We start from the raw sequence: 17,783 nt of genomic DNA on the forward strand, positions 1-17,783 counted from the left end.
CAACTACTCGATGCCCGAAAGGGCAGGTTGGTTACGAGTCGAGGCCGGTGAGTGCGCGGAGGGCGAGCCGGTACGAGTCGAGGCCGAAACCGGCGATGGTCCCGGTCGCCACACCGGCGACCACGCTGGTGTGCCGGAAGTCCTCGCGGGTGGCCGGATTGGTCAGGTGGATCTCGATCAACGGGGCGGTCCGCTGGGCGATCGCGTCGCGCAGCGCGTAGGAGTAGTGGGTGAACGCGGCCGGGTTCAGCACGACCGGGATGCGGCCGTCGGCCGCCTCGTGCAGCCAGCCGACCAGTTCGGCCTCGTCGTCGGTCTGCCGCACCTCGACCGCGAACCCGAGCTCGGTGCCGGCCTTCTCGCAGACGCCGACGAGCTCGGCGAAGGTCGTCGTACCGTATTTCTCCGGTTCGCGGGACCCGAGGCGCCCGAGGTTCGGTCCGTTCAGCACCAGCACTCGCTCTGTCACAGCACTCACCCTAGTGGTCGCGCCCGGGCGAACGCGGCGTCGACCGGCTCGAACTGCCTGCGGAACTAGGCTGACCAGGGTGCGCCGGGGCCGCCCATGCGTTCGGCGTACGGCGAGCCGTGGGCCAGCTCGCCGCGGCGGATCGGCTTGTCGGTGAAGGCGGACGCGTAGATCGCGGCGGCGAGCTCGATCGTGTTGCGGGCCTCGGTCAACGGGACCGGAACCGGTCGGCCGGCATCCTTCGCGTCGAGGATCGCGGTGAGCTGGGCGGTGTGGCCGCTCGCGACATCGGGCAGATCGGTCGACCACGCCTCCGCGACCGCTTCGTGGCCGGGCGCCGGGGTGACGGTCCAGTCCGGGTTCTTGTAGCCGTACAGGTGTTCCAGCTCGACGGTCGCGTTCTCGCAGTCGAAGCGGAGCTGGGAGGTCTGGCGGGCCGACACCAGCGAGTTCACGACCGACGCGACCGCGCCGTTCTCGAACGTCACCAGCGCCATCGACACGTCCTCGGTCTGCGTCGGGCGAGCCTGCCGGGCCGCGAGCGCGGTCACCTTCTCCCACGGGCCGAGGACCGAGAGCAGCAGGTCGTACTGATGGATGCCGTGCCCCATCGTCGGGCCGCCGCCCTCGACGTCGAACGTGCCGCGCCACGGCACCGCGAAGTACGCGTCGTCGCGATACCAGACGGTGTTGCACAGGGCAACCAACGGCCGGCCGAGGACACCGTCAGCGAGCAGTTCGCGCAGCCGCACCGCGCCGGACCCGAAGCGGTGCTGGAACACGCACGCGACCTGCGCCGAGGACTTGTCCTCCGCGGCCAGCAGCGTGTCGAACTCGTCCAGCGACAGCGTCGGCGGCTTCTCCATGTAGACGTCGACATTCGCCGCGAGACATTCGGCGGCCAACGGCACGTGCGAGTTCGGCGGGGTGCACAGGTGGACCAGGTCCAGCTGCTCGGTCGCCAGCAGGTCAGTCAGGCTCGGGTAGGTCGCCGGGATGTCCCACTTGGCGGCGAACCCCTTGGCCCGGTCCAGATCGACGTCGACGGCGGCGACCAGCTCGGCCCGCTCCGCCAGCGCCGTCACGGCCCGGGCGTGCGAGCCGGCGATCCCACCGGTTCCGACGATCGCGATCCGGTGCTTGCGCTCAGTCATACGGAAAGCCCTTTCCGAGGCGTTTCCAGAACCCTAACCGATCGCGCCGTACGCCGCGACCCGACCAACTCCCGGGTCTGTGCACAGGAACTGGTGCGATTGCCCAGCAATAACCTGTGCTACGCCTCGACAAGCTGTGCAAAGCCACGCCTGCGGGCTGATTGCGAGGGGTGGGTCAGGAAATTTCGCCGTACGCCGCGACCAGGAGACTCGGGTCGGGCGCTTCCAGGATCGTCGGCTTGGCGAGCGCGTCGAGGATGACGAACCGCAGGCGGTCGGCGCGGGTCTTCTTGTCGAGCTTCATCGCGTCCTGCAGGTGCGGCCAGGCGTCGGCGCGGTAGCTGACCGGCAGACCGAGCGACTCCAGGACCGCGCGGTGCCGGTCGGCGGTCGCGTCGTCGAGGCGGCCGGCGGCGCGGGCGAGCTCGGCGACGAACACCATCCCGATGCTGATCGCCGCGCCGTGCCGCCACTTGTACCGCTCGACGCGCTCGATCGCGTGGCCGAGCGTGTGCCCGTAGTTCAGCGCCTCGCGGCCGATCCGCCCGCCGGCGGTCGTGGTCCGCTCCCGCAGGTCCGCGCCGACGGTGTCCGCCTTCACCTGGATGGACCGTGCGATCAGTTCCCCGGTCGCGCCGTACGACGGGCTGGTGGCGCCGGCCGGATCCTTCTCGACCAGGTCGAGGATCACCGGGTCGGCGATGAAACCGCACTTCACGACCTCGGCGAGACCGCTCACGTAGTCGTTCGTCGGCAGGCTCTCCAGCGCGGCCAGGTCGCAGAGCACGCCGGCCGGCTCCCAGAAGGCGCCGACCAGGTTCTTGCCCTCGGCGGTGTTGATGCCGGTCTTGCCACCGACCGCCGCGTCGACCATGCCGAGCAGGGTGGTCGGGATGTGCACGACCTTCACCCCGCGCAGCCAGGTCGCCGCGACGAACCCGGCGAGATCGGTCGTCGTCCCGCCGCCCACGCTGACGATCGCGTCCGAGCGGGTGAAACCGGCCTGGCCGAGGACCGACCAGCAGTACGCCAGCACCTCGGCGGTCTTCGCGTCCTCGGCGTCCGGGATCTCGATCGCGTGCGCGGTGAACCCGGACGCGGTCAGGTCGTCGCGGATCGCGTCACCGGTCTCCCGCAGCGCCCGCGGGTGCACGACCGCGACCCGCTGCACACCGTCGCCGAGCAGCGCCGGCAGCTCCCCGAGCAGGTTGTTGCCGATGACAACGTCGTACGGCGCGGCCGCCTCGACCCGGATCCTGGTCACGCGAGCTGCTCCTGGATCTCGTCGGCGATCTGGTCCGGCGTCTTGTCGTCGGTCACCACAGTCTGTTTGGCGACCTCGGCGTACAGCGGGCGGCGGGCCTCCATCAGGTTCCGCAGCTGGGTGCGGACGTTGCCGAGCAGCAGCGGGCGGGCGACGCCGAGACCGACGCGCTTCACCGCCTCCCCCAGGCTCACGTCCAGGAAGACCACGTGCTGACCGGCGAGGTCGGCGCGGGTGCCGGCGTCGAGGATCGCGCCGCCGCCGAGCGACAGCACCTCGCCGTCGGCCTGCAGCGCGGTCACGATCGCGGACCGCTCGAGCTTACGGAAGTGCGGCTCGCCCTCGTCGACGAAGATGTCCGAGATCGGCTTGCCCGCCTCGGCCTCGATGTCGGTGTCGGTGTCGCGGTGCCGTACCCCGAGCCGCTCGGACAGCAGCGCAGCGACGGTGGACTTACCCGATCCGGGCGGGCCGACCAGGACGACGACCGGGCTCACTCCCACTCCCGCGGCGTGATCGTCGTCGGCAGGTTCGCCAGGTAGGACTGGTGGTTGCGCGCGGTCTCGGTGACCGAGTCGCCGCCGAACTTCTCCAGCGACACCTCGGCCAGTACCAGCGCGACCATCGCCTCGGCGACGATCCCGGCCGCCGGTACGGCGCAGACGTCCGAGCGCTGGTGATGCGCGGACGCGGCCTCGCCGGTCGCGGTGTCGATCGTGCGGAGCGCCCGCGGCACGGTCGCGATCGGCTTCATCGCGGCGCGCACCCGGAGCGTCTCGCCGGTGCTCATGCCGCCCTCGGTGCCGCCCGAGCGACCGCTGGTGCGACGGACCGAACCGTCCTCGGCCACGATCTCGTCGTGCGCCTGCGAACCCGGTGTCCGGGCCAGCTCGAAGCCGTCACCGAGCTCGACGCCCTTGATCGCCTGGATGCCCATCAGGGCGCCGGCCAGCTTGGAGTCCAGACGCCGGTCCCAGTGCACGTAGCTGCCGAGGCCCGGCGGGAGCCCGTCGACGACGACCTCGACGACACCGCCGAGGGTGTCGCCGGCCTTCTGCGCGGCGTCGATCTCCGCGACCATCTGCTTGCTCGCGTCGGCGTCCAGGCAGCGCACCGGGTCCGCGTCCAGCTTCGCGACGTCGGAGGACGCCGGGATCACGCCGTACGGCGCCTTGACGGTGCCGAGCTCGACGACGTGGCTGACGATCGTCACGCCGTACGCCTGGCGGAGGAAGCGGGCCGCGACCTCGCCGAGCGCGACCCGGGCCGCGGTCTCCCGGGCACTGGCGCGCTCGAGCACCGGGCGGGCCTCGTCGAAGCCGTACTTCTGCATGCCGGCCAGGTCGGCGTGACCGGGGCGTGGGCGAGTCAGCGGCGCGTTCCGGGCCAGGCCGGCGAGCGTGTCGGCGTCGACCGGGTCGGCGCTCATCACCTGCTCCCACTTCGGCCACTCGGTGTTCCCGACCTGGATCGCGACCGGGCTGCCGAGGGTGAGCCCGTGGCGGAAGCCGCCGAGGAACGTCACCTCGTCCCGCTCGAACTTCATCCGGGCGCCTCGGCCGTAGCCGAGCCGCCGACGGGCCAGGGCGTCGGCCACGTCGTCAGTGGTGACCTGAACCCCGGCAGGGAGACCTTCGAGTACGGCGACGAGCGCTTGTCCGTGCGACTCGCCGGCGGTGAGCCAGCGCAGCATGCCAGGATTCTTTCACGGGCGGCCTGTCCCGCGGACAGCGGTCTCAGCTACCGAAGGGATTGAAGACTCGTACGCCGGTCCGCTCGACATCGGGGCAGTTCCGGGTGACGAAGGTCCAGTCGTGCACCAGCGCGGTGGCAGCCATCAAGCCATCGACCAGTGGGAGCGGACCTGCCGCATTCAGGCGGCCCCAGGTTTGGGCAACCTCCAACGACACCGGGACGATGCGGTCCGCGTACCCGCGCACGAGCCGCTGCATCCAGTCCTCGATCGCGGCCGCCTGTTTCGGGTCTCGGGCCGCAAGCCGGTCGACACCCTGCCTGAGCTCTCCGACCACCAGAACACTCAGATACAACTGGCTCGACCGGACGGAGTCGAGCCAGTTCGACGCATCGGCATCGGGCGCCTTCTTGCGGAACTCCGACACGACGTTCGTGTCGAGGAGAAAGCTCATTCGAAGTCGACCTGCCGCACCGGTTCGGTCGAGCGCTCGATCTCGAGACCGCTCAGGTCCGGGGCCGAGGCCAGGAAGCTCTTGAAGTCCACCAGCTCCACTCCCGTCATCCGTCGGTAGTCAACGATGTCCAGCACGACAGCGACCTGCTGCCCGTGCTTCGTCACGAACTGCGGCCCGTCGGTTTGGACGGCCCGAATCAACTCGCTGAAATGCTGTTTCGCTTCCTGCAACTGCCACTGCCCCGCCGTAACCGTCATCGCCATCACCTCGAAGATCAGTCTAGACAGACTGGACAGAACAGCCAACTCAGCGGCAGGTCTGGCTCTCCTGGGTGTTCAGGCCGTGACGGACCGAGAGGACCATGTCGAAGGTCTTGATGATCGGCGAGTCGGCGCAGCTGGTGCTGGCACTGGCCGCCTGACCGCCGGCGATCGCGGCGCCCGTGAGCGCGGTGGTGGCGAGGGCCGCCATGGCCAGGCGCCCTGCGGTACGACGGAATCGGGTGGTCATCGTGCACTCCTCCGGGGAACTGGTTGCCTTGTACCAACGACACTAGAAGCCGGAAGCTCCGCGCGAACTGGCCTCAGATCCCGTCCTGGGGTAGCGCTGGCACCACCACCGATAGGGTCCTGGGGTGAACCGTGAGGCGGAGGAGACGTGGCGCGGGCGCGTGCGCGGGTGCCTGCTGGGTGGGGCGATCGGGGACGCGCTGGGTGGACCGGTGGAGTTCCAGGACGGTCGCGCGATCGTCGCGAAGTACCCGGACGGAGTGCGGGAGTTCGTCGACGGTGGGCCGGGGTGGCCGCCGGGGACGATCACCGACGACACCCAGATGACGCTGTTCACGGTCGAGGGGCTGATCCGCGCGAGCGTGCGGAGCGACCGCGGCACCGGGTTCACGGTGGCGGTCGTCCAGCACGCGTACGACCGATGGCTGGACACGCAGACGCTGCCCGGCCCGAGCGGCGAGCGGGACGGCTGGTTGCAGGGAGAGCAGTGGTTGTACGCACGGCGCGCACCGGGCAACACCTGCCTGACCGCACTCACCGAGGCCCGCAAGGGCGAGTCGCGGATCCCCCAGTTCGGTGAGTTGGCGGTGAACGACTCGAAGGGCTGCGGCGGGGTGATGCGGGTCGCCCCGTTCGGGCTGCTCCCCCGGTTCCCGGCCGCCTGGTTGTTCGACTCGGCCGTGGACGCGGCCGGGTACACGCACGGCCACCCGAGCGGCCGGCTCGCGTCCGGCGCCCTCGCCGCGATCATCCACGAACTGTGCCAGAACGCCACGCTGGACGAGGCGCTCGACAGAGCCACCGCCCTGCTGGTCCAGCACGAAGGGCATGGGGAGACGAGTACGGCGCTCGCACTCGCCCGGGATCTCGCCGCGACCGCACCGGCCGGGCCGGTCACCGTCGAACGGCTCGGCGGTGGCTGGGTCGCCGAGGAAGCGCTCGCGATCGCCGTCTTCGCCGCGCTCGCGTACCCCGAGCCGGATCAGGTCCTCGACGCGCTCGCGCTGGCCGTCACGCATTCGGGCGACAGCGACTCCACCGGCGCGATCTGCGGGAACATCCTCGGCGCGCTGCACGGCGAGACGGCTCTCCCCGCGGAGCTCGTCTTCGCCGTCGAGGGCCGCTCGGTCATCACCACACTGGCCGACGACTTCGCGCTCGAGTTCACCCAGGGCAAGCGACTGCACGGCGACTACGGCCCACACACCGCCTGGCGCAGCCGCTACCCCGGTTGGTGACTACAGCGGTTCGATCGACAGCTTGTGGTGGAACGTGTTGCGCGGGTCCCACTTCGACTTGATCTGCTGCAGCCGCGGGTAGTTCCCCAGGTAGTACAGGTCGTGCCACGGCACCCCTGACTTGTTGTACGCCGGGTCCGCGAGGTCGGTGTCCGGGTAGTTGATGTACGAGCCGGCGTTGGTCGCGTTCGGCGCCGGCGCACCACCTGTGTCGCGGTAGATGTCGCCGTACACCGTGCGCAGCCAGGCGAGGTGCTTCGCATCGTCAGCGGCACTGTCCCACTCCGCCGCGAGGACCATCTTGCAGACCACGTCGCGCTGCGCGGAGGCGGTCGCGTTCGACGGGACGGTGTTGACCTTGCCGCCGTACGGGACGAGCAGCAGGGACGAGCCTGGGCCCTTGTACTCCGCGTCGGTCAGACCCCGGTACATCGCGAGGATCTGCGTGTCGGAGTAGCCCTTGCGTAGGTAGCCGGCCTTGTACTTCCCGCGGTTCGGCGACGGCGTCTCGGCGATCGACCGCTGCATCGTGGTGTGCAGGAACGGCCCGACGCCGGTGTCGATCACCTGCGGCTTGTTCTGTACGCCGGCCACCATCGCGGCGTTGAACGCGTTCATCAGGTCGGCCGAGTTCGGCGCGGCGGCGTCGAGCTGCGTCGACAGCAGGAACTGGCCCGCGCTGTTGTGCGACAGGATGAACGGCGCGTACAGCGTCTCGTACGGCGTGTTCGGCGTGTTGTGCTGCTCGAAGAACGAGAACCAGTTCCGCACCGTGCGGGTGAAATCGGCCTGGGTGGTCTTCGTCCAGTCGTACAGCAACAGACTGGACCGCAGCGCCGCCGGTGCCTTGGGCAACGATTCGGCGGGGGTGCGGCCCGCCGTACCGTTCGACCGCATCAGGTACCGCGTGACGACCCCGAAGTTCCCGCCACCGCCGCCGGTGTGCGCCCACCACAGGTCGCGGTGCGCGTTGTCGCGGGTCGCCACCACCGAACGGGCGCGGCCGCGGGCGTCGACGACCACGACCTCCACGCCGTACAGGTGGTCGACGACCGAGCCGTACTTGCGGGACAGCGGCCCGTACCCACCGCCGCTGAAGTGACCGCCGACGCCGACCCCGAGGCAACCACCGGCCGGGAGCGTCAGGCCCCAGCCGTAGAACAGTTCCTTGTAGACGGTTTCGAGGATCGCGCCGGCACCGATCGAGAAGGCCCCGTACCGCGGGTCCCACGTCACGGCGTCGTACGTCGACAGGTCCAGCAGCACCTCGATGTCGTCGGAGTCCACGAAGTCCTCGAAGCAGTGCCCACCGCCACGGACCGCGATCCGTTTGCCGCCGCGGACCGCTTCCTGCACGGCCGCGACGGCGTCCTCGGTGGACCGGATCACCCGCGCGTACTCCGGCGTACCGACGAAACGCCGGTTCTGCCCGCGCTGGACGAGGTCCTGGTACCGCGCGTCGTTCGGGCGGATCTGCTCACTGGAACCGGCGGACGGCGGAGCGGCCGCGTTCGCCGTCCCCGGTACGGCGAGTGCGGCGCCGGCGCCGGCGGTGCCGGCCAACAGACCACGACGACTGACTGGCATGGAGATTCCCCTCCCGAGAGTTCGAATGCCTCGACCCTAGGAAGACCGGCAGCGCCCGCACATCAACCATCCGGTGGAGTTCGGGACTCCCCTATCCGGCGTACAACCGCTCCAACGGTGCACCGAGCAGGACGCCGGCCAGCGCCCCGACGAGCATGAACGGGCCGAACGGGACCATCTGTTTGCGGGTCATCACCTTGGCGGCGATCAGCACGATCCCGACCACGGCACCGAGGAAGAACCCGCCGTACAGACCGGAGACGAACTGTCCCCAGCCCAGCCAGCCGAGCGCCAGCCCGAGCAGGCCGGACAGCCGGACGTCGCCGAATCCGACGCCGCGCGGGAACGCGAACCACAGCACGTAGAACACCGCGAACCCGATCGCGCCGGCGATCGCTGCCCGGCGCAACGAAGTCCACTCCCCGGTCGCCACCGCCGCGCCGAGCAACGCGACACCGATCACGGCGTACGCCGGCCAGATGATCACCGAGGGCAGGAACCGCGTCCGCGCGTCGATGTACCCGAGCACCGCGCCGGCCACCGCGAGCAGCAGCCAGGCCGGTAGGACGGCGTCCAGACCGAGCATCCAGCCCAGCACTGCCCCGGCCACGGCCGCGAGCCCACCACACCAGTACGCCGCGTGCTTGCCGGCCAGCGACGCGTACGGGACCTTGGTCTCGCCCTCCTCCAGCACGGGCTCCGGGATGCGGCGCATCAGCCACGGGCCGAGGACAGCCGCCGCGGGTCCGCAGGCGACGACCCCGATCCCCGCAGCGAGCAACGCGTTGTCGGCCGGCACGATCCAGGAGCCTAGACGATGCGTCCGGCGGAGCGCCGTACCTGTGTCCGCGCGATCACCGCAGCGCCGCCGCCGATGATCAGCAGCCCGGCGAAGGTCACGCCGACGGTGCTCCAGAACCCGTCGTTCGTGGTGATCACCTCGACCCGCTGGAAGTCGTCGTCGTTGGCGGCGGGCGCGAACGTGAAGTCGTCGGTGATCCGGCTGGGCTCCTTGTAGGTGACGGTGTACGCGGTCAGGAAGTCGGCGGGCTTCACCAGCGTCTCGTCGTCCTCGACGTGGCCGGCGAACAGCAGCTCGGGTCGCACGTTCGCGTCCGGGAGCTCGGTGGCGTCGACCCGGTGCTCGGCCGCGACGTAGACCGTCACGGTCTGGGACGTGGTCGCACCCTTGCTCAGCCGCATCGGGTACACGATCCGGTCCGACGCGAACGTCAGCGCGAGCGGCGGAGTCGAGCCGGTCAGCGACTCACCGTCGCGTTTCGGCGCGAGCTTGACCGCCACGATCTCCCACTTCTCCGACAGGTACGGCGTGAGGTTCGCCGCCAGCGTCGCGGGAACGACGTACCCGTTGGTGTGCAGCCAGTCGGTCACGGCCGTGCCGCTCGAGCCGGTCAGCCGGGCGACCGCGAACGGTCCGAGCACCATCTGCTGCTGGACGTTCACCCCGCCGGCGGCCGGGGCGCCCGCGGAGTCGCCACGGCCGCCCATGATCCCGAGACCGCGGAAGGGCCAGTAGGTCGTCCTCGACACGATCTTCGGCCGGGTGATCCGGTCCAGCCGGTTGAACACCGTGTCGTCGCCGAGCTCCACCTTCGCGGCCGACGGCACCGGCATGATCCACGCGGCCTTCTTCGACGAGCCGTTGATGTGCATCGACAGCGTGATCTTCTCGGTCCCGCCGGAGTACTGAACGAGCGCGTTCTCGCCGTACGAGCGGGCCCGGGACTGCATGTCGGGCAGGAAGCCGCCGCAGGCGCAGGCCCAGGCGGGCGTCACCCCAGCTGCGACGAAACCGAACGCCAGCACACCCGCGACCACCCGCCAAAGTCTCACGGGCGAAGACTAGCTAAGCGAAGGTGTACGGCGTGTGGAAGAAGTTGCCCGGGTCGTACTTGCGCTTCGCGGACTGCAGTTTCGCCACGCTGCCGCCGTAATACGAGGCCACCGCCCGACCGGTCTCGAGGTAGTTCACGTAACCACCCGCGGAGGCCGAGCGCACGGCCCGGTGACCGTTGGAGATGAAGGTCTGCGCGCTCTTGCCCTGCGACGACGAGTACCACTGGATCACTGCCAGCGCACCGCGCCACGGCCACACCGAGCCACCCGCCGGCTGCTTCGCGGCCTGACCTCCGAGCGGGTCGAGGATCGCCGACGCCGGCGTACCGGCCCGCGCCGCGGCCTTCACCGCGCCGAGCAGCGCGGTGATCGTTGCCGCGTCCATCGGTCCCTTGAGTACGTCGGAACCGGCCTGGAACCCCTGACGCGGACTCGTCGACCCACCGCCGAGGTACTTCACCGCTTCCATGTGCGACTTCACGGAGATCGACCGGTTCGACGCCTTCGCGCCGACGAACGACTCCAGCTGCGCGGCCGCCGCGTTCGCGTTGCCGGTGGTGGAGATGCCGAGCACGTGGACCGACAGCGTGCCGTTGCTCTTGGCATCGATGTGCAGGTTGCCCCAGGATGTCGTCGGCGCGGACTGCGCGAACTTCTGCCAGCCGCGGACGACGGCCGCCGCCTGCGACTCCGGCCAGGTCAGCCGGAAGAAGCCGAGCTTGGTCCCCGGGATCGTCGCGAACTGGAACGACGTCACGACGCCGAGATTGCCACCGCCACCGCCCCGCAGCGCCGCGAACAGCTCCGGCTCGGCGGACGCGCTGACCGTGTGCGCCTTCCCGTCCGCGGTGACGACCCCCATCGACACGACCCGGTCACACGTCAGCCCGAAGGTGCGGGTGTGGATCCCCATCCCGCCGCCGAGCGTGAGGCCCGCGACGCCGACGGTCGGGCAGGTCCCGGTCGGCAGTGAGCGGCCGTAGCGGTCGAGGAACGCGTGGACGTCGTACAGGTGGGCGCCCGCGCCGACGGTGACGACGCCGTTCGAGTAGCTGATGCCCTTCAGCGCGCCGACATCGACCTGCATCCCGTTGGCGATCGTCGACGCACCGACGTACGAGTGCCCGCCGCTCTTCGGGACCAGCACGAGCTTGTTGGTGCGGGCGAAGTTGATCGCCTTCTGGACGTCGGCGGGGTTCGCGGCCTTGACCACGGCGGTCGGGCGGACGCTGTCCCAGCGCGGGTTGAAGAGCTGATGCGCGGCGGCGTACCCGGACGAGGACGGCAGGTAGAGCCGGCCGTCGAGCGAGCGCGCGAGGCTGTTCCAGTTCGGCGCGGTGGACGTCAGCGTCGGGTCCGACGTACTGGGGGTACTGCTGGGTGTCGCCGACGGTGGAGTCGTGGTGCTCGGGGCTGATGTCGTCGGCTTTGTCGGCTCTGTCGGTGTGGCATTCGTCGGCGTCGGCGACGGGCTCGCCGACCCGCCGGCGTCCTTCGAGTCCCCACAACCGGCCAGCGTCACCGCGGCGGCAGCGCCACCGCCCACTCTCAGTACCGTACGGCGGTCAAGCAGGCTCACGATCCCCCAACTCCTCACGAGCAGCCGTTCTCATGGCCGCCAGAGGAGCCGGCGACCTACCCGTCATCATCTCGACCTGGAGGGTCGCCTGATGCACGAGTAGGTCAAGTCCGTTCAACAGCTCGGTACCGATCCGGTGCGCCGCGATCGCGAGCTTGGTCGGCCACGGGTGGTACGCGACGTCGAACACCACCGGCGCGACGCCGGCGAAATGCTCTGCCCACGGGTCGATCGCGCCGCCGGGCAGCGTCGACACACACAGGTCGAAGCCACCGATCTGCTCGACCTGCGTGAAGTCGGCGACCGACGTCCGCAGCTCCAGCTCCGCGGCCAGATCCCGCAACCGTTCGGCCTTCGCGATGTCCCGGACGACGACGGTGACCTCGCTGACCCGCAGCCCACGCAGCGCTGCCAGCGTCGACGCCGCGGTCGCCCCGCCACCGATCACGACCGTCGTCTCGGCTGCGGTGATGCCCCGCTCGGCGAACGCGTTCACCAGCCCGGGTACGTCGGTGTTGTGCGCGGATCGCGATCCGTCCGGCTCGAACAGCATCGTGTTCGCCGCGCCGATCAGCTCCGCCACCGGATCGACGGTGTCGACCAGGTCGAGCGCCACCCGCTTCAACGGCATCGTCAGCGACAGCCCGCGGACGTCGTCACCGAGCGACGCGACGAACCCGCGCAGCTCGTCCTCCTCGACCTCGTACGCGTCGTAGGCCCAGTCCAGCCCGAGTGCGGCGTACGCCGCCCGGTGCATCGCCGGCGACAACGAGTGCGCGATCGGTGATCCCAGGACGGCGCAACGCGTCACTAGCAGCGCCCCTTGTGGGCCTGGCACCAGGTCTGGAACTTCTTCACGTTGACCTGGTGTTCCTCGTACGTGGTGGCGAACGCGGTCTCGCCGGTGTCCAGGTTCACCAGCGTGAAGTACTTCCACGGTCCCGGTGCCGGGTTGATCGCGGCGCTGAGCTCCTCGCGGGTCGGCGAGTTGATCGGCGTCGGCGGCAGCCCCTTGTGGTTGTACGTGTTGTACGGCGAGGGGTTCTTCCGCTGCTCCGGCGTCGTGTACACGCCGCCGTCCTTGCCGACCACGTAGTGCACCGTCGAGTCCATGCCCAGGTACATCCCGGCGGCGAGCCGGTTGTAGATCACCCGCGCGACCTTCGGGTAGTCCTGCGCCTTGTTGGTCTCGGCACCGATGATGCTGGCAACGATCACCGCCTGGTACGGATCCAGGCCCTTGCGGGACGCGCTGTTCGCCAGGTCCAGCGACGCCGCGGCCTTGGCGTAGTTCGCGGTCATCAACTTCAGCATCGTGTACGCCGTCGCGCCCTTCGGCACGTCGTACGTCCCCGGGAACAAGAAGCCCTCGGCGTTGCCGTGCGCGTACGACGGGAGGCCGAGCGAGGCCGGCTTCGCCAACGCACCCGCGGCCGCGCCGGCGGGCAGCTTGAGCTTGGAGTTCTGCAGGAGCACCGCGACCTCGGCCTTGGTCTTCCCGGCCGGGATACTGATCCGGGCCACCCGGACCGACTGCGCGGTGTTCAGCATCAGCTCGAGCGCGGCCTTGGCGGACATGTGCTTGCGCAGCGTGTACGTCGCGGCCTGGATCTGCAGCGACCGCGGATCGTCGCGGGCCACCCGCTCGAAGGCGCGGGCGCTCTTGACGACTTCCTTCTTCTCCAGCGTGTCCGCGATCGAGCTGGACCCCTGGCCGTTGGAGATCTCGACGATCACCGTGCCGGTGCCCTGCCCCTCGTAGTCGGGGGCGGAGAACACGTTGGCGAGAGCGTCCTTGCCCTTGCCGAAGCCGACCACGGCACCGGCCACGATCGCCCCGACGACGAGCAGCGAGATCAGTCCGGCGAAGCAGCCGAACGCGCGGCGGCCGCGGGCCCGGCGCCGGTTGGCGCGGCGCTCCACCCGCGTCTCGGCCCGCAGGCCGAGCCCGCTGCCGAGATCGTCGCGTTGCTCCTCGCCCTCGTCGACATCTTGGTCCACCGATGGTCCGTTCACAGGGGCCTCCCGGGTGGGTTGCCGGTCTCGCGCTCGAGGTCGAGCGCATGTTGCAGAATCACGACCGCCGCGGCCTGGTCGACCACCGCGCGCCGTTTGGAGCCCTTCTTTCCCCGTTCCCGCAGCATCCGTTCGGCGGTGACGGTGGTGAACCGCTCGTCCACCAGCCGCACCGTCGTCCCCGAGTTGTTCACGTGCACCTTGTCCCGCACCTGCTCCGCCGTCTCCCGGATCTTCACCGCGGCCGGCCCCTCGCCCCCGGACAGGGAACGCGGCAGTCCGACCACGATCTCGAACGCCTCCAGTTCGGCGGCGAGTGCGGCGATCCTATCCAGATCTCCGGGCCCACGGCGGACAGTCTCCACAGGCGTGGCGAGGATCCCGTGCGGATCGCTGCTCGCGACCCCGATCCGGGCGTCACCGATGTCCAGTGCGATCCGCACTCCGGTTCTCATCTGCACTGTCTCATCGGTCGCACTGTCTCATCGTTCGCACTGTCTCGTCGGAGGCGGGCCGTCGGTCAACCCGTCACCTGGTGCCCGATCGCGTGCTCGACGGCGCTCAGCGCGTCGTCGGCACCGGCCGGATCCGTACCGCCACCCTGCGCGACGTCGTCCTTGCCGCCGCCCCGGCCGCCGAGCTTCTCGGCCGCGATCCGGACCAGGTCGCCGGCCTTCAGCCGCCACTCGCGGGCGGTGTCGTTGAGCGCGACCACCACGCCGGGCTTGCCGTCGTTGACGCTAAGCACCGCGACCACGCCCGGCTTGTCGTTGCCCATCCGGCCGCGGACGTCCAGCGCGAGCTTGCGCAGGTCGCCGCCGTTCACGCCGTCGGGAGCGCGGTGACCGACGTACTGGACACCGAAGACGTCCTTCGGGTTGGCCGCCAGCTCACCCGCGGCCTGCAGCACCGCCGCGGCGCGGACCTTCTCGAGCTCCTTCTCCGCGGCGCGCAGCCGCTCCGACAGGTCGGCGACCTTGGCGGGCAGCTCCTCCGGCCGGGTCTTCAGGTTCTCGCTGAGCAGCCGGACCAGCGCCCGCTCGCGGCCGAGGTAGTGCAGCGCCTCCATACCGACGAACGCCTCGATCCGCCGCACACCCGCACCGACCGACGACTCTCCGGTGACGGTCACCGCGCCGACCTGCGACGAGTGCTTCACGTGCGTGCCACCACACAGCTCACGCGACCACGGACCACCGATCTCGACCACGCGCACCTGCTCGTCGTACGTTTCGCCGAACAGCGCCAGCGCACCCCACTCCCGGGCCTCCGGGAGAGTCATGTACTGCGCCGACACCGGCAGGTCTTTCCGTACGGCGAGGTTCGCGACCTCTTCGATCTCGGACCGGGTGGCGGGGTCGAGCGCCGACGACCAGGCGAAGTCGAGGCGCAGATAACCGGGCTTGTTGTACGAACCGCTCTGCAGCGCGTTCGGACCGAGCACCTGGCGCAGCGCGGCGTGCACGACGTGCGTACCGGAGTGCGCCTGGCAGGCCGAGACCCGCCACTCGTGGTCGACCGCGGCGTGCACGTCGGTCCCCGGACGCAGGACGCCCTCGAGGATCTCGACCTTGTGCACGATCAGGCCCTTGACCGGCCGCTGCACGTCGAGCACGTTCAGCTTCAGGCCGTCGCCCAGGATCAGGCCCTCGTCGGCGATCTGGCCACCGGACTCGGCGTAGAACGGGGTCTTCTCCAGCACGACCTCGACGGTCTCGCCCTGTTCGGCGAACTGGGCGACCGCACCGTCGCGGAGCAGACCGCGGACCTGCGAGTCCGTCGACAGCTCCTGGTAGCCGGTGAACTCGGTGACGCCCTTCTCCCGCAGCTCCCGGTACCCCGAGGTGTCCGCGTGCCCGGCCTTCTTGGCACGGGCGTCCGCCTTGGCGCGCTCGCGCTGCTCCTTCATCAGGGCGCGGAAGCCCTCGGTGTCGACGTTCAGGCCCTGCTCGGCCGCCATCTCGACGGTCAGGTCGATCGGGAAACCGTAGGTGTCGTGCAGCTGGAACGCCTTCGCGCCCTCGAGCTGGTGCGCGCCGCCGGCCTTGGTCTCCTTGACCGCGACGTCGAAGATGCTCGTCCCGGCCGTGAGGGTCCGGCGGAACGCCTCCTCCTCGGCGTACGCGACCTGGCTGATCCGGCCGAAGTCGGACTCCAGCTCCGGGTACGACTTCTTCATCTGCTCGAGGCTCACCGGGAGCAGCTCGACCAGACTCGGGTCCTCGTAGCCGAGCAGCCGCATCGAGCGGATCGCGCGGCGCAGCAGCCGGCGCAGGACATACCCGCCCTGCTCGTTGCCCGGGGTGACACCGTCACCGATCAGCATCAGCGCGCTGCGGACGTGGTCCGCGACGACGCGGAACCGGACGTCGTCGACGTGCTCGGCGCCGTACTTGCGGCCGCTCAGCTCCGACGCGCGCTCGATCACCGGGTAGATCTCGTCGATCTCGTACATGTTGTCGACGCCCTGCAGCAGGTAGGCCACCCGCTCCAGGCCGAGACCGGTGTCGATGTTCTTCTTCGGCAGCTCGCCGAGGATCGGGTAGCCGTCCTTGCCGCCACCCTCGCCGCGGATGTTCTGCATGAAGACCAGGTTCCAGAACTCCAGGTAGCGGTCGCCCGCCTCCCAGTCCCGGTCGGCGCCGAACTCCGGGCCGCGGTCGATCAGGATCTCCGAGCACGGGCCACACGGGCCCGGGATGCCCATCGACCAGAAGTTGTCCTTCATCCCGAGCCGGACGATCCGGTCGTCCGGCAGGCCGGCGACCCGCTTCCAGATCTCGATCGCTTCGTCGTCCTCGTAGTACACCGAGGCGTACAGGACGGACTCGTCGAAGCCGTAACCGCCTTCGTTCTGGGGCTTGGTGACCAGCTCCCAGGCGTACTCGATGGCCTTCTCCTTGAAATAGTCGCCGAAGGAGAAGTTGCCGTTCATCTGGAAGAACGTGCCGTGCCGGGTGGTCTTGCCGACCTCGTCGATGTCGAGCGTCCGCACGCATTTCTGCACGCTCGTCGCCCGCGGGTACGGCGGGGTCTGCTGGCCGACGAAGTACGGCACGAACTGGGCCATGCCGGCGACGTTGAAGAGCAGGTTCGGGTCCGGCGACGGCAGCGGCGCGCTCGGCACCACGGTGTGGCCCCGGTCCTCGAAGTACTGCAGGAACCGCCGCCTGATCTCACTGGTTTCCATGGGTGTTACCGGTAGTCCTCACGATCGTTGGTGTTCTCGATGCCCAGCGCGTCGCGCAGCTCGGTCTCCCGCTCGGCCATGCCCTCCCGGACCTGGTCGCCGAAGTGCCGGACCGCGGCGGCCAGCTTGGCCGCGGACTCCTGGACACTCTCCGGAGCGAGGATCTGCGCCCGCTTCTTCAGCCGGGTCACGGCGTACACGCCGACGGCGATCCCGATGATCAGCCAGAAGATCCGCTTCACCGCTTCCGCGCCTTCCGCTCGGCCTTCATCTCTTCCTTGACGCGCCTCGACACGTCCTTGCGCTGCTGCTCACCGAGCGCCCGGCGGACGCCGTAGGTGAAGGCGGCCGCCTTCACCAGCGGGCCGCCGGCGGTCGCCGAGAACAGCGACATCAAGGCGGCCGCGTTGGTGGTCACGGTGGTCGCGTTGTCCGTGATGGTGTCCACCTTCGCCAGCTGGGCGTTGGTGGTGGCCACTGTCGTGGTCACCTCGCCGAGCAACGGGACACTGGAGTCGGAGACGCCCTTGACCATGATCCGGGTCTCGTCGAACACCTTGCCGAGCTTCAGGATCGGATAGGCCAGCAGGCCTACCAGGATGAGCAGCGCGCAGGCAGCTATCAGCCCCGCGACTTCACCGACGCTCATGGAAAACGATCCACCTTCCCGTAGCGACACCGTGCGACCTTGTGGACCGCCCGACCTTATCGCGGGCCCATAGCGCACTCCGCTTCAGGACACCATCCCGCACATCACAGTCGCTCACCAA

Annotated in this window: 19 protein-coding genes; 1 reads left to right on the forward strand and 18 read right to left on the reverse strand. The window is 69.7% G+C overall.

Going from position 1 to position 17,783, the window contains the following annotated elements; genetic code table 11:
* Positions 1-31: 31 nt before the first annotated feature.
* From aroQ to ACFYRH_RS38215, 8 genes are all read right to left on the reverse strand, one after another.
* The gene (gene aroQ, locus ACFYRH_RS38180; RefSeq protein WP_387785208.1) at positions 32-469 is read right to left on the reverse strand and encodes a type II 3-dehydroquinate dehydratase; all 438 of its coding nucleotides are present in this window, start codon (positions 467-469) and stop codon (positions 32-34) included.
* 65 nt (positions 470-534) lie between these two features.
* Positions 535-1,623 carry a Gfo/Idh/MocA family protein gene (locus tag ACFYRH_RS38185; protein ID WP_387785210.1) on the reverse strand — a complete coding sequence of 363 codons (1,089 nt, stop codon included), beginning with the start codon at positions 1,621-1,623 and terminating at the stop codon, positions 535-537.
* 175 nt (positions 1,624-1,798) lie between these two features.
* Positions 1,799-2,887, reverse strand: coding sequence for a 3-dehydroquinate synthase (gene aroB / locus ACFYRH_RS38190; protein WP_387785212.1), 1,089 nt, complete (start codon positions 2,885-2,887; stop codon positions 1,799-1,801).
* On the reverse strand, positions 2,884-3,384 hold the full coding sequence (locus tag ACFYRH_RS38195) for a shikimate kinase (protein WP_387785214.1): 501 nt from the start codon (positions 3,382-3,384) through the stop codon (positions 2,884-2,886). The genes aroB and ACFYRH_RS38195 overlap by 4 nt, the downstream gene beginning before the upstream one ends.
* The gene (gene aroC / locus ACFYRH_RS38200) at positions 3,381-4,580 is read right to left on the reverse strand and encodes a chorismate synthase (protein WP_387785217.1); all 1,200 of its coding nucleotides are present in this window, start codon (positions 4,578-4,580) and stop codon (positions 3,381-3,383) included. Before aroC ends, ACFYRH_RS38195 begins: the two co-directional genes overlap by 4 nt.
* Before the next feature lie 43 nt (positions 4,581-4,623).
* On the reverse strand, positions 4,624-5,034 hold the full coding sequence (locus ACFYRH_RS38205; protein ID WP_387785218.1) for a type II toxin-antitoxin system VapC family toxin: 411 nt from the start codon (positions 5,032-5,034) through the stop codon (positions 4,624-4,626).
* On the reverse strand, positions 5,031-5,294 hold the full coding sequence (locus ACFYRH_RS38210; RefSeq protein ID WP_387785220.1) for a type II toxin-antitoxin system Phd/YefM family antitoxin: 264 nt from the start codon (positions 5,292-5,294) through the stop codon (positions 5,031-5,033). The genes ACFYRH_RS38205 and ACFYRH_RS38210 overlap by 4 nt, the downstream gene beginning before the upstream one ends.
* A 49-nt stretch (positions 5,295-5,343) precedes the next feature.
* Positions 5,344-5,547: a hypothetical protein gene (locus ACFYRH_RS38215; protein WP_387785222.1), complete on the reverse strand. Its 204-nt coding sequence runs from the start codon at positions 5,545-5,547 to the stop codon at positions 5,344-5,346.
* A gap of 124 nt (positions 5,548-5,671) precedes the next feature.
* On the opposite strand from ACFYRH_RS38215, the gene ACFYRH_RS38220 reads away from it, so the two are divergent.
* Entirely contained in the window at positions 5,672-6,784 is a 1,113-nt protein-coding gene (locus ACFYRH_RS38220) for an ADP-ribosylglycohydrolase family protein (RefSeq protein WP_387785224.1), read from the forward strand.
* Here ACFYRH_RS38220 and ACFYRH_RS38225 read toward each other — a convergent pair whose 3' ends face one another.
* The 10 genes from ACFYRH_RS38225 to ACFYRH_RS38270 all read right to left on the reverse strand — a co-directional run bounded on the left by ACFYRH_RS38225 (position 6,785) and on the right by ACFYRH_RS38270 (position 17,662).
* Complete coding sequence (locus ACFYRH_RS38225) at positions 6,785-8,371, reverse strand: FAD-dependent oxidoreductase (protein WP_387785227.1); 1,587 nt, start codon at positions 8,369-8,371, stop codon at positions 6,785-6,787.
* A 91-nt stretch (positions 8,372-8,462) separates the two neighbouring features.
* Positions 8,463-9,170: a prepilin peptidase gene (locus ACFYRH_RS38230; RefSeq protein ID WP_387785228.1), complete on the reverse strand. Its 708-nt coding sequence runs from the start codon at positions 9,168-9,170 to the stop codon at positions 8,463-8,465.
* 11 nt (positions 9,171-9,181) lie between these two features.
* On the reverse strand, positions 9,182-10,225 hold the full coding sequence (locus tag ACFYRH_RS38235) for a DUF2330 domain-containing protein (RefSeq protein ID WP_387785230.1): 1,044 nt from the start codon (positions 10,223-10,225) through the stop codon (positions 9,182-9,184).
* 13 nt (positions 10,226-10,238) lie between these two features.
* Entirely contained in the window at positions 10,239-11,807 is a 1,569-nt protein-coding gene (locus ACFYRH_RS38240) for an FAD-binding protein (protein ID WP_387785232.1), read from the reverse strand.
* Complete coding sequence (locus ACFYRH_RS38245) at positions 11,794-12,618, reverse strand: shikimate dehydrogenase (RefSeq protein ID WP_387785235.1); 825 nt, start codon at positions 12,616-12,618, stop codon at positions 11,794-11,796. Before ACFYRH_RS38245 ends, ACFYRH_RS38240 begins: the two co-directional genes overlap by 14 nt.
* Positions 12,618-13,808, reverse strand: a complete 1,191-nt coding sequence (gene mltG, locus ACFYRH_RS38250; protein ID WP_387785236.1) for an endolytic transglycosylase MltG — start codon at positions 13,806-13,808, stop codon at positions 12,618-12,620. Before mltG ends, ACFYRH_RS38245 begins: the two co-directional genes overlap by 1 nt.
* 11 nt (positions 13,809-13,819) lie before the next feature.
* Positions 13,820-14,278 (reverse strand): Holliday junction resolvase RuvX, encoded by a 459-nt coding sequence (gene ruvX / locus ACFYRH_RS38255; RefSeq protein WP_387785239.1) that lies wholly within the window; start codon positions 14,276-14,278, stop codon positions 13,820-13,822.
* Positions 14,279-14,343: 65 nt separating this feature from the next.
* Positions 14,344-17,013 (reverse strand): alanine--tRNA ligase, encoded by a 2,670-nt coding sequence (gene alaS / locus ACFYRH_RS38260; RefSeq protein ID WP_387785241.1) that lies wholly within the window; start codon positions 17,011-17,013, stop codon positions 14,344-14,346.
* Between the two features lie 5 nt (positions 17,014-17,018).
* Positions 17,019-17,255: a DUF6167 family protein gene (locus tag ACFYRH_RS38265; RefSeq protein WP_350275246.1), complete on the reverse strand. Its 237-nt coding sequence runs from the start codon at positions 17,253-17,255 to the stop codon at positions 17,019-17,021.
* Entirely contained in the window at positions 17,252-17,662 is a 411-nt protein-coding gene (locus ACFYRH_RS38270; protein ID WP_130388436.1) for a DUF948 domain-containing protein, read from the reverse strand. Before ACFYRH_RS38270 ends, ACFYRH_RS38265 begins: the two co-directional genes overlap by 4 nt.
* Between the last annotated feature and the right edge of the window lie 121 nt (positions 17,663-17,783).

The sequence above is a fragment of the Kribbella sp. NPDC004875 genome (assembly GCF_042873375.1).
In the GTDB taxonomy this organism is placed as follows: domain Bacteria; phylum Actinomycetota; class Actinomycetes; order Propionibacteriales; family Kribbellaceae; genus Kribbella.